At 71.5% G+C, this 12,193-nt stretch carries 9 protein-coding genes; 2 read left to right on the forward strand and 7 right to left on the reverse strand.

Features of this window, described 5'->3' with window-relative positions; all coding sequences use genetic code 11:
- Window positions 1-102: 102 nt before the first annotated feature.
- The 5 genes from ACWD3I_RS26765 to ACWD3I_RS26785 form a co-directional block, all read right to left on the reverse strand.
- A complete protein-coding gene (locus ACWD3I_RS26765; protein ID WP_365399387.1) occupies window positions 103-930 on the reverse strand; it encodes a DUF1684 domain-containing protein in 828 nt (275 codons plus the stop codon).
- A 4-nt stretch (window positions 931-934) separates the two neighbouring features.
- Entirely contained in the window at window positions 935-2,239 is a 1,305-nt protein-coding gene (locus ACWD3I_RS26770; RefSeq protein WP_365399385.1) for an NtaA/DmoA family FMN-dependent monooxygenase, read from the reverse strand.
- Window positions 2,236-3,285, reverse strand: coding sequence for an LLM class flavin-dependent oxidoreductase (locus ACWD3I_RS26775; RefSeq protein WP_365399382.1), 1,050 nt, complete (start codon window positions 3,283-3,285; stop codon window positions 2,236-2,238). The genes ACWD3I_RS26770 and ACWD3I_RS26775 overlap by 4 nt, the downstream gene beginning before the upstream one ends.
- A 107-nt stretch (window positions 3,286-3,392) precedes the next feature.
- Complete coding sequence (locus ACWD3I_RS26780) at window positions 3,393-5,150, reverse strand: FAD/NAD(P)-binding protein (protein ID WP_365399379.1); 1,758 nt, start codon at window positions 5,148-5,150, stop codon at window positions 3,393-3,395.
- 591 nt (window positions 5,151-5,741) lie between these two features.
- Window positions 5,742-6,917, reverse strand: a complete 1,176-nt coding sequence (locus ACWD3I_RS26785) for a DUF5685 family protein (RefSeq protein ID WP_365399376.1) — start codon at window positions 6,915-6,917, stop codon at window positions 5,742-5,744.
- A gap of 290 nt (window positions 6,918-7,207) precedes the next feature.
- Between ACWD3I_RS26785 and ACWD3I_RS26790 the strand changes: the two genes are divergently transcribed.
- Window positions 7,208-7,648: a cell division protein SepF gene (locus ACWD3I_RS26790; protein ID WP_365399373.1), complete on the forward strand. Its 441-nt coding sequence runs from the start codon at window positions 7,208-7,210 to the stop codon at window positions 7,646-7,648.
- 39 nt (window positions 7,649-7,687) lie between these two features.
- Here ACWD3I_RS26790 and ACWD3I_RS26795 read toward each other — a convergent pair whose 3' ends face one another.
- Window positions 7,688-8,878, reverse strand: coding sequence for an acyl-CoA dehydrogenase family protein (locus ACWD3I_RS26795; protein ID WP_365399370.1), 1,191 nt, complete (start codon window positions 8,876-8,878; stop codon window positions 7,688-7,690).
- Window positions 8,879-8,967: 89 nt separating this feature from the next.
- The gene (locus tag ACWD3I_RS26800) at window positions 8,968-10,563 is read right to left on the reverse strand and encodes an MFS transporter (protein ID WP_365399367.1); all 1,596 of its coding nucleotides are present in this window, start codon (window positions 10,561-10,563) and stop codon (window positions 8,968-8,970) included.
- Between the two features lie 262 nt (window positions 10,564-10,825).
- Between ACWD3I_RS26800 and ACWD3I_RS26805 the strand changes: the two genes are divergently transcribed.
- Complete coding sequence (locus tag ACWD3I_RS26805; protein ID WP_365399364.1) at window positions 10,826-12,142, forward strand: mannosyltransferase family protein; 1,317 nt, start codon at window positions 10,826-10,828, stop codon at window positions 12,140-12,142.
- Window positions 12,143-12,193: the final 51 nt, after the last annotated feature.

The raw sequence follows: 12,193 nt of genomic DNA on the forward strand, positions 1-12,193 counted from the left end.
GAGGCCCGAATGTCCGGATTCCGAACACGCCGTGCCCCTGACAAGCGCTGAGGGGGAGTATTCGGCCGAACGACCGGTAGCCGCAAGGGCGCCTTTCGGCCGTCAACCTTTGAACCACCCATACGTTCCCCGTGAGCCGACCGCTCCTCGGAGCAGGGTGCGCTCCCCCGCCTCGATGGCGATGCCCAGCGTATTCCCCGGCGGCGGGAAGGGGCAGATGAAGTGGTCGGCGAATGCGCACGGCGGAAGCAGAGCGCGGTTGAAGTCGACCGTCGTGCGCCCCTCGGCGTCGGGTGCGGTTGGCCGCAGGAACCGGAAGCGGTGGCTGCCGGACCCGCTCGTCGCGTCGCCGAAAACCGCCCACAGCGATCCGTCCGCCTCGACCGTCACCTGGAGCGTGAGCTCCTGTCCGTCGAGGGTGAACGCCAGTTCTCCGCCCAGCCCGAGGCCGCGCGGCCGTCCGTCCGCGTTCTCCACGCGGACGCTGTGCGGTTCGTCGTACGGCGTGAAGCGCCCCGGCACCGACCAGCGCGGCTCATGGGGCGTGGCCGCGATACCGCGGAACGCGCGCCGCGCTTCGGAGGCCGGGTCGAAGTCCCGTACGGCCCACACCCCCTCGCGCACCAGCACGACCAGCCGCCGCTCGCCGTACGCGACCCGGCTCGCGCCCACCGGTCCGGGGTCGGCGCCGAGCCGTACCGCACCGTCGAGGGGCCGGCCGTCGACGGTCAGCCCGTCCTCCTCGACGGCTCTGAGCAGCACCGCGTCGCCGTCGGCCGACCAGGTCCCGGGAGCATCCGGAAGCCGTCCGTCCAGATAGTCCTCCAGCCAGTACGTACCGGTGAGCGAGAGCGGTCCGTAGGGCGCGGAGACCGTCTCGACACGGTGTTCGTGCCACTTCTTCCACTCGTCGGACGCGTCCGAAGTCATGTGATCAACCCTTCCATACCGGTTCGGAAAGCCCGAGGTGGGAGCGGAGCGTGGTGCCCTTGTACTCGGTACGGAACACCCCGCGCTCCTGGAGCAGCGGCACCACCCGGTCCACGAACTCGTCGAGTCCGGCCGGGGTGAGATGCGGTACGAGGATGAAGCCGTCGGCGGCATCGCGCTGCACGAACTCGTCGAGCTCGGCGGCGACCGCCTGCGGGGTCCCCACGAAGGACTGCCGGCCGCCCGCCTCGATGACGGTCTCCCGGATGGACAGCCCCTTCTCCTTCGACATTGCCCGCCACTTCTCGGCGATCTCGAGGGTGTTCCCGCGCCGGGTCCGGCCCTGGGTGAGTGTCGGCTCGGCCACCGGGTCGATGTCGGGGAGCGGGCCGTCCGGGTCGTACGAGGAGAGGTCGACACCCCAGATCTGCTCCAGCGTGAGGATCGCGGTCTGCGGGGAGGTCTGCTGCCGGCGGATCTCGGCGGCCTTCTCCTGCGCCTCCGCGGCGGTGTCGCCGAGGACGACACTGACCCCGGGCATGATCTTCAGGTCCTCGAAGGTACGGCTGTACTTCGCGAGGCGCCCCTTCACATCGGCGTAGAAGGCGCGACCGCCCTCCAGCGAGCTCTGCCGGGTGAAGACCACATCGGCCGTGGCGGCGGCGAACTCCCGCCCCTCGTCCGAGTCCCCGGCCTGGATGACGACCGGATGCCCCTGCGGCGAGCGCGGCACGGTGAACTCGCCCGCGATGTCGAAGTGCCGCCCGCGGTGGGCGAACGGCCGGGACAGTCCGTCCGGTGTCCAGGAGTCCCACAACTCCCGTGCGGTGGCGACGAATTCGGCCGCCCGTGTGTACCGTTCGGCCCGGTCGAGGAAGCCGCCGCGCCGGAAGTTCTCCCCGGTGAAGGCGTCGGAGGAGGTCACCACGTTCCAGGCGGCCCGGCCCCCGCTGAGATGGTCCAACGTGGCGAGCCTGCGGGCGAGTTCGTACGGTTCGTTGAAGGTCGCGTTGACGGTGGCGGCGAGCCCCAGGTGCTCCGTGACGGCGGCGAGCGCGTTGAGCACGGTGATCGACTCCGGGCGCCCCACCACGTCCAGGTCGTGGATACGGCCCTTGTGTTCGCGCAGCCGCAGCCCCTCGGCGAGGAAGAAGAAGTCGAACAGACCGCGCTCGGCCGTGCGGGCCAGATGCTCGAAGGAGGAGAACTCGATCTGGGACCGCGAGCGCGGGTCGGCCCAGACGGTGGCGTTGTTGACGCCCGGGAAGTGCGCCGCGAGACGGATCTGTTTGAGCGGTCGTACGGTCATGACGCTTCCCCCGCGTACTGGTTGGCGGGCCGGGCCAGACCCAGGTGCTCCCGGAGCGTGCTGCCCGGGTAGAAGGTGCGGAACAGTCCGCGGTGCTGGAGGAGCGCCACCGTGCCGTTGACGAGCCGCTCCAGGTCACGGCGTGGCTCGGCGGGCGTGAGGTGGAAGCCGTCGACGGCGCCCTCCCCGTGCCAGGAGGCGATCAGGTCCGCGAGGTCGACGGGGCCGCCGCGGTACAGCGGGCCCTGCGCGGTCTGCCGGGGGCCGCCCCCGCCGTGGCCCGGCTCGGCCGCGTGCTCCCCGTCGCCGAGGTCGACGACGAGGCCGGCGAGGACCCGCAGTCCGTCGGGATCGCGCCCGAACCTCACTGCGGCGGCGCGCAGTTGATCCCGCACGGCACGGGTGTGCGCGGCGCTCACGGACCGTACGAGGGCCACGTCCGCGTACCGGGCGGCGGTGTCCCGGGCCTGCCCCTCGGAGGCGTCGACCACCCGGACCGGGTGGCCCTGCGGAGGGCGCGGCACGATCGAGGGGCCCCGCACCGAGAACTCCGTGCCCTCGAAGTCGACGTGGTGCAGCTTGTCCCGGTCGATGAAACGGCCGGTCGGCTCGTCCCGTATCTCGGCGTCGTCCTCCCAGCTGTCCCACAACTTCGCGGCCACGTCGGCCACTTCACCGGCCTCCTGCCACAGCGCGTCGGCGGGGGCGGCGTGCCGGCGGCCGAAGAGACGGGCCTCCCCCTCGGTGGTCGACACGTCGAGCCGCCAGCCGGCCCGGCCCCGGCTGACCCAGTCGAGGGTCGCGACGGCCGCCTGGACGTGGAAGGGCTCGGTGTGGGTGGTCGTGACGGTCGGCACGAGACCGATCCGGCGGGTGGCCGGGGCCACCCGGGACAGGACGGCGAGCGCGTCGAGCCCGGGGCGGGCGAAGGTGTCGTCCAGCGTCACGAAGTCGAGGACACCGTCTTCCGCGAGCCGGGCCAGTTCGACGTAGGAGTCGGCGTCCTGGGCCGACGGCTGATCGACAGCGGCGGAGAGATGCAACATCACAGCACCTTCGAGAGAAAGCTCTTGTGGACGGATCCGATGTCGGCCATGACGCTCATCGCGGGAAATCCTCGGAGTAGGGGGTGTCTTGAGTGGCCGGCGGGGTCTCAGGCGGCCGCGCGCCCGGCGAGGGCGGCGAGGAACTCCAGTGCCGCCCTGGCCGTCGCGTCGTTCTGCCGGAACGCCGGGCCGCCGGTGCGGGGCCGGGTGAAGGCGCCGGGGGTACGGCCGTCGGTGAAGGGGCCGAGCGCGAAGCGCCGGGGATGCGGCCGGCCGGCCCGGTCCAGGATCCGCCCGTCGCCGGGGTCCACCCGGAGCAGCCCCTCCGGGGTCTCGGCGGCCCCGTCCTCCCGGAGCTCGCGCAGCAGGGCGTCGCGGGCCCGCCCGACCGTGGGCTCGGGCAACCGCGCCTCGACCAGCGCGCGTGTCTCGACGGAGAACCCGGGCAGACTCGCGCTCGCGGCCCGGAAGACACCGTCCTCCGCCGCCACCGAGACGTCAGCGCCGAGAAACCTGACGACACCCGCCCGCGAGAGAGCCTGCAGCTGTCGCAGCCGGGGTCCGGGCGGCCCCGAGGCCAGATAGCTGAAGAAGCCGTGCCACCAGGGCCCGGTGCCCCCGAGCCGGACCAACTGGCCGTAGACGGACAGCAACCCGAGGAAGACCGACAGGTCCTGGCTGTACGCAGGGTCGTGCCGTCTGCTCAGATCCCGCTCGACATACCCCCGCAGCCCCTCCTGGAGCTCCTCGAACGACCCGTACCGCACCCCTTCCAGCGGCCGGTCCAGCGTGCCCAGGTCCAGCCGGTCGGCCGGGTCGGGCACGGCGGCCTCCACGAGGGCCTCGACATCCGCGCGGTCGCCGACCGCGTACTTCTCCTCGAAGTCGGCCCAGGACATCGCGGTCCGCTCCCCGTGCACCGTGAACAACCGGTGGTAGTGCGCGAACCCCAACTCCTTCTCCACCAGCGGCCACACGTCCCGCCGGAAGTCGAACCCCGCCGGCCGGGCAAGCAGTTCGTCGACCTCGGCGGGCCCGAAGAACCGGGGCAGCGGCGGCCGTTCACCGGTCCAGTCGTAGCCGATCTTCGAGTGGTACGGCACTCCGCGCCGCGACCCGACGTACAGCACCGGCTCGCGTCCGGACGGCACATAGGTGTCGCCCTCGTACCGCCCGCCCCGTCCCTCGGTCAGCAGCACCATCAGATCGACGAAGGCGAGCCCGAAGCCGCGGACGAGGACCTGCGAGCCGGGCGTGAGCGCGGACAGGTCGCTGTCGGCGGTGAAGTCGGGCGGGAGGTGGACGAGACCGTGCTCTGCCGCGTAGGCCGCCAACGCCCTTTGCTCGTCGTCGAGTTCGGCGTCGACATGACCGAGCGCGAGGACGACCAGGTCGGCGAGGAGCGGGCGCGGGCGGCCCTCCAGCCACACCTGCTGGCGCCCCTCGCGCGGCCCGCTGACCCGCAGGGCGCGCCGCGGATGGTGGTGCACCCGCACCGACGCAGGCAGCTCGGCCACCGCCCGCTCGTGCACCCATCGCAGATATCCGCCCTGGAGCTGCCGGTCCGCGAAGGTGGTGCCGTCGATGCCGGCCCACTCGTGCAGCGTGGGTCCGGGACGCACCGGTCCGGCCATGTCCACCGTCTCGTCGGTGAACATCGTGACGTCCTCGGCGTGCGAGTTCATCCACAGCAGCGGCGACTGCGCCTCGCGCCAGATGCGCCCGGCACCCGGCATGTGCGGGTCGACGAGATGGATGTCGAAGCCCGAGCCGTCGTACAGCTCGGGCGCGTTGGCCGCGATCCGTTCGATCAGACCGGCCCCCCGCGGCCCGGCGCCGACGATCACCAGAGAGTGCCGGGTCATCGGAGGAGCTCTTGGGGGTGTCGGTCAGCCTGGCCCCGGAGGGCGGCGGGTTCGGCGAGGGTGTCGGAGGGCATGTGAAGGCTCCGTGGCAGCGAGTCGTTCGAACTCGGACGGGTGCCTTCACACAAGCGCGCCGCGCGGCGCGGATCGCGGCCGAGCCCCTCAGCAGGGCCGCTCCTTGAGACTACGGGGGCGTTTCCCCTCACTGTCAAGGCTGTCCATACTGTGAGCCGTACGTCTCAAGTCGGTTGACGCACAACCGGATGCCTGTTCCACTTACCCCATGCATCCACAGCAGTGGCTGGTCAAGCGCTCCCACATCGACTTCGGTCGCGTGTGGTCCTGTTCCTGTTGAGCTGACCCCCTGCGCGCCCTGATTCCCGGGCGCCCTTTCACGTTCTCCTTCCCCGCCTTCACACGCGCCTCCCCTCACCTCGCGCTTCCGTACAGCCCCCTTTGTCCTCCATCGCCGACGGCCCAGCACCCACCTGAAGGGGCGCGGGACTGTATCGATTTGCGGCTGTCTCCTCGTGGGCGCGACCAGCCACGCCGGACCCGCAGCCGCCGAACAACCCACGCCCCTGCGGCGAATCAGCAGCCGCAGTCACACCCGCAGTCGCACCCGTCACAGCAGTTCCCGCAGCAATCGCCGCACTCGCAACAGTCACAGCAATCGCCGCAGTCGCACTGACTGCACAGTCCCTCCCGACGCTGCCGCGTCCACGGGTCCTCGAACTCCCCGCAACACATCTGGCACGTACAGGCCAGCCCCATCCACACCGCACACCCCGCGAGCAGCCCGCGCCGGTCCCGGCGAGGCGGCTCCGGGGGCGGCGGAACACCCGGACCACCCGGTCCGGGAGGCGCGTAAGGGTGCGACAACCCGGCCGGCCCGGCCCCGTGCCCACAGGACGTCGCGCCGAAGACCCGGTCCACGGACGTCCGCAGCTCATGCACGAGCAGCACATGTGCCAGCTTCTGATCGCCGAACTCGGCTTCCCGCAGCGCGAGCCGTATCCCGTGCACCGCGTCATCCGCGAGCCGCCGCGCCTCACCCAGGGACGTCCCGGTGGCCGTCAGCGGGTTCCACGCCCCCGACGCGGCGTCGGTCTCCCGGTCCTCCACGGCGTCCAGCAGATGCGCGAGCCGCCCGAAGAGCCGCCCCGCCTCGGCGAGCGGCTCGGCGTTGCCCGGCCGCCCGGCGAGGACCGCGGTGTGCGCGAAGGCCGCCGCGGTGGCCGTCTCGGTCGGCTCGGTGACGGTCAGGATCGGCGTCCCGGGCCCGGCCAGGGTCTCGATGCCGAGCTGCCGGTCCACGGCATCGACGAGCACGGCGGTGTCGAACCCGACCGCGGACCCGCTACGGGCCCCCGCCGCACCCCAGCTCGACGCGACCCGGCGGGCGGCGAGCGCCACCGGCTTGCGGGCCAGCAGTCCGTCCCCGTCGGCGACATGGTCACGGACCTTGGCGGAGGCGAGCACGAGCGAGACGGCGGCCGAGAGCCGTGCGCCCTCGCCGTCGGCGACGGAGGCGGTGCGCATTCCGCGCAACGGGCACGGGCCCGCCGTACGACGCCCTGAAGCCCCCCGCTCGGCCTGAGCCTCCGTCAGAACCGATATGAGCAGGCCGTCGTAGTTGGTGACGATGCGCGCGAACTGCCCGTGGTCCTTGCGCAGCGCGAGACACAGCCCGCACAAATGCGCCATCCACTGGGTCTTGAGATTTTCACCGAGCCGATGGCGGCAGGGCCTGACGATTCCGAACACGACGATCCCCCGTGGTCAATGCGACATTGAGCGGCGGCATCGTATCGACCCTGTCGTTCACCCGTACGCCCCGACCGTCACCCATACGCCGCGAAGAATCATATTTCACTCACAGTCAGCAGCCGTATGGGGAACGGCCCTTGTGAATGCCGGGCTCTCGACGAATGCGCTGTGCACCAGTACCGTCACAAACCCCCCGCGCGGCGTCTATCCACATGGCGCGTCATCCGCATCATGGATGACCATAGGGATACGTAAAGCGAGAAAGACCGCTGTGAGAGGAGGCGTCCATGGGATCGGTGCGCAAGGCGAGTGCCTGGCTGGGCCTCGTTGACGACAACGATGACGAGCGTTACTACGACGACGACGGCTACTCCGAAGGAACCGAGCCCGGGGATGCCTGGGTCACCGACCCGCGGGTCAAGGTGGCCACGGATGTCGCCGAGGAGAAGGGCCGTCGCATCGGCACGGTCACTCCGGACAGCTTCCGGGACGCGCGCGCCATCGGCGAGCTCTTCCGGGACGGGGTGCCCGTCATCATGAACCTCACCGCGATGGAGGCCGGCGACGCCAAGCGGGTCGTCGACTTCGCTGCCGGCCTGATCTTCGGGCTGCGCGGTTCGATCGAGCGCGTGTCCACACGCGTGTTCCTGCTGACCCCCGCCAACACGGAGATCGTGAACGGCGACCCGGCCGCGCACCGCACGGACGGCTTCTTCAACCAGAGCTGAGGCAGGGCCGCTCACCGGCCCTGCCCCCGCGCAGGGTTTTCACCGGAAGGCGTCGAGCCCGGTGAGCGCCTTGCCCAGTACCAGCTGATGCATCTCGACGGTGCCCTCGTAGGTGAGCACCGACTCGAGGTTGGTCGCGTGCCGCATGACGGGGTATTCGAGGGAGATCCCGTTGGCCCCGAGGATGGTGCGCGACGTACGACAGATCTCGATCGCCTCCCGTACGTTGTTCAGCTTGCCGAAGCTGACCTGTTCGGGACGCAGACGCCCGGCGTCCATCCGCCGCCCCAGATGGTGGGCGAGCAAAATCCCCTTGTGCAGTTCGACCGCCATGTCGGCGAGCTTGGCCTGGGTGAGCTGGAAGCCGCCGATGGGCCGCCCGAACTGCTCCCGAGACTTCGCGTAGTCGACGGCCGCCTCGAAGCAGGACCGCGCCGCCCCCATCGCACCCCAGACGATGCCGTAGCGGGCGTGCGACAGACAGCTCAGCGGGCCCTTGAGCCCGACGACCTCCGGCAGTACCGCGTCCGCGGGCAACCGCACGTCGTCGAGGACGAGTTCGCTGGTGACGGAGGCGCGCAGCGACCACTTGTGCTTGATCTCGGGTGCCGAGAAGCCGGTCACGTCGGTCGGTACGACGAACCCGCGGATCCCCTCGTCGGTCTGTGCCCACACGACGGCGACCCCGGCGACGGACCCGTTGGTGATCCACATCTTGCGCCCGTTGAGCACCCAGTCCGTGCCGTCCCGCTTGGCGAAGGTCCGCATCGCCGCGGGGTCGGACCCGTGGTCGGGCTCGGTCAGCCCGAAGCATCCGATGACCTCGCCGGCGGCCATCCGCGGCAGCCAGGTCTGCTTCTGTTCCTCGGAGCCGAACCGGTGGATGGCGTACATGGCGAGGGAGCCCTGCACGGAGACGAGGGAGCGGATCCCGGAGTCGGCGGCCTCCAGCTCCAGACAGGCGAGCCCGTACTGCACGGCACTGGCCCCGGCGCACCCGTACCCGTCGAGCGACATCCCGAGCGCCCCGATCCCGCCGAGCTCACGGGCGAGTTCGCGGATGCCGGGCAGCTCGCCGCTCTCGTACCACTCGGCGACGTGGGGCAGCACCCGGTCCGCCGCCCACGACCGCACAGTGTCCCGGATGGCGAGGTCCTCCGGGTCCAGCAGGTCGTCGAGGCCGAGCGGGTCGGTCGGATCGAACGGGGGCAGCTTCACGGACGCGGACATGGGGCACCCTCCGGCAACTGAAAACTAGCAGTGCTAGTTACGACTCTCCGGCCGACGTTACGGGTGCAGTGTCGCGCACGTCCAGTACCTCAGGCGGAGACGCGGGCCTCGGCGACTTCCCGGGGCGCGGGCACCTCGACCGCCATCGGCTCGCACTGCATGGCCCGCGGCAGCCGCAGCGCCATCGCCGCGCCGAGCAGCAGCAGACCCGCGCTGACCAGCAGCGTCACATGCAGCCCGTGCACGAAGCAGTCCCGCGCGGTACGGCGCAGGGCCTCCCCGGCCGACCCGCCGAGCCGCTCGGCGATCTCATAGGCCTCGCCCAGCGAATGCCCCGCCGCGGCCGAGTCCGACGCCGGGACACCCGGCACCGACGAAAGGCCGGGCGCGTACGCCGCGTTCATCACGCTGCCGAGGAGAGCGATGCCGATACCGGCGCCCAGCTGGTACGAGGTCTCGCCGATCGCCGCGGCCCCGCCCGCCTGCTCCGGCGGTGCCTCGCTCAGCATCGACTCGTACGCCCCGAAGAGCGTGGTCTCCAGGCCGAAGCCCAGCAGGAGGAAGCCGAAGAGCAGCAACGGCGCGTTGTCCTCGCCGCCCATCGCCATGAGGGTCAGTACGGCGACCGCCGTCAGGACGAAGCCGAAGCAGACCATCCGACGCGGTCCGAAGCGCCGCAGCATCCGGGCGCCGGCGAGTCCGGAGGCCATCGCCGCGATGGTGAGCGGCAGCAGTCGCAGCCCGGTCTCCAGCGGGGAGAGCCCCAGCACCAACTGCAGATACTGCGCCGCGATCAGCTCCAGGCCCACCAGCGCGAGCATGGCCAGCACGATGCAGCCGACGGACGTGCTGAAGGCAGGGCGCGAGAACATCCGCAGGTCGACGAGCGGATGGGTACGGCGCCGCTGCCGTCGCACGAAGAGAACCAGCAGCACGGCGCCCACGACCAGCGGCAGCAGCGTGATCCCGTCGAGTTCCCCGCTGCCGAGCCGCTTCACGCCGAGGACCAGGCCGAACAGTGCGGCCGCGGCCATCAGCGCGCCGACCACGTCCCAGGGACCGTCGGCGGTGCCCTTCGACTCGGGCAGCAGGAGGCGGCCCACCGGCAGACTGACCAGCATCAGCGGGATGTTGACGAGGAAGACCGAGCCCCACCAGAAGTGCTCGAGGAGGAAGCCGCCGAGCAGCGGCCCGACCGCGGCGCCCACGGCGGCCACGGCGCTCCAGATGCCGATGGCGAGGGCGCGTTCACGCCGGTCGGGGAAGACCTGGCGGAGGATCGAGAGCGTGGCGGGCATGATCATCGCGCCGCCGACGCCGAGCAGGGCCCGCGCCACGATCAGCACCTGGGCGCTGTCGGCGAGGGCGGCCATGCCGGAGGCGACGCCGAACAGGGCGTAGCCGAGAAGGAGGACCCGTCTGCGGCCGACACGGTCGCCGAGCGTGCCGAACAGGATCAGCAGCGAGGCGCAGACGAGGGGGTAGACGTCGACGATCCAGAGCAGTTCTATCGCGCCGGGCTTGAGGTCCTCGGTGACGGCGGGGACCGCCACGTGCAGCACGGTCGCGTCGACCGCGACCAGCAGCAGGCTCACGCAGAGGACGACGAGGACGACCCAGCGGTTTGCACCGGCCCCGGCCGCCCGACGGCGCAGCGCAGCGGCGGCCGTGGTCGTCCCGGACATGCACGTACCTCCCAGATGTTCCCTCGCGGTCGGCGGGCACACGGGGTGGGGACTCCCCGTGATCTCGGCCGGAGAGGAGCGGTGATCTCCGGCCCGCGCAACGAAGGCGAGTGACACGTCAGCGTACGCGAGTTCACGCGTCGGCCAAGTGGTGGACCTCTCACACTCCGCGGAGAACACGTGTGGCGTACACCACTCCCCCTCCCCTCCCTACACGCCCCGGTGGGCGGTGCGGTTCGGCGGGCGGTCGATAATCGGACCCGTGACCGATCTTGAGACGCGCCCGGCGCCACCCGAGAGCGCGTTGCGCCGTGCCGCCCCGGCCCTCCTCGGGTACGCGGCCGTCCGTGCCCTGGGCCTGCTCGCCCTGGTCCTGTGGAGCGCCGCGCGCGACAAGAGCGCGTACACGCTGCTGACGGCCCGCTGGGACTCCCTCTGGTACACGAGGGTCGCCGAGCTGGGGTACGGCTACGAGGTGCGGCTGCCCAACGGGGACGTCCACTCGAACCTGGCCTTCTTCCCGCTGCTGCCGTGGCTGGAGCGGGGCATCGCGGCGGTGACGCCCCTGTCCCACGCCGACGCGGGCTTCGGCGTCAGCCTGCTCGCCTCGCTCGCGGCGGCCTGGGGCGTCTTCGCGGTGGCGGACCATGTGCACGGCCGCAGGGCCGGGGTCTGCGCGGTGCTGGTCTGGGCGGTGCTGCCGGTCGGGATCGTGCAGTCGATGGCGTACAGCGAGTCGCTGTTCACCGCCCTCGCCGCGTGGTCGCTGTACGCGGTGCTGACGGGCCGCTGGGTGACGGCGGGCGTTCTCGCTTCCCTCGCGGGTCTGACCCGGCCGGTGGGACTCGCGGTGGTCGCGGCGGTGTGGGTGGCGGCGATCGTCGCGTTCAGGCGGGACCGGGCAGTCGCGGGCGGTCCCCCGTCCGAGCGGGAGCGAAGCGCGGCACGGAAGAGCGGCGCGGACACCGGGGAACGCGCCCCGGAACCGGCGGCCGAGGTCACGGACGGGCGCGACCCGGGAACGGACGACACCCAACACCCGCCGCGCGCCCCGGGCGTGCGGGCAGCGGCCGGCGCACACCCCCTCCCCCGCGCCCTGGCCCTGCTCATCGCCCCCCTCGGTGCCGCCGCCTACGTCCTCTGGGTCGGCCATCACACCGGCAAGGGCCCTCTCGGGTATCTCGACGTCCAGGCCGGCTGGCGCAACGGGTTCGACGGGGGCTACGCCTTCGCCCGGTTCGTCGGCGAGAAGTTCACGTCGTTCCCGTCGGCGCTCGCCGGAGTGGGACTGATCGTCGGGGTCGGGCTCGTGGTGTGGCTGTACGTCGTCGGCGTACGGCAGCGTCAGCCGTTGCCGCTTCTGGTGTACACGGGTGTCGTCACCACGCTCGCCCTGTGCGCGTCGAGCTACTTCGGCTCGAAACCGCGCCTGCTGCTGCCCGCCTTCCCCCTTCTGTTCCCCCTCGCCCTGGCCCTCGCCAGGCTGCGGACGTCGAGGTCCGTGCTGGTGGTGTGCGGTATCGCCCTCGCGTCGGCCGTGTACGGGGCGTTCTGGCTGAACGGCTCAGGACCGCCATGATCGACTCGCGGGTCCGATGAGCACCGGGAGAATTCCGCCCCATGATTCGGT

This window comes from Streptomyces sp. NPDC002817, from assembly GCF_053592055.1.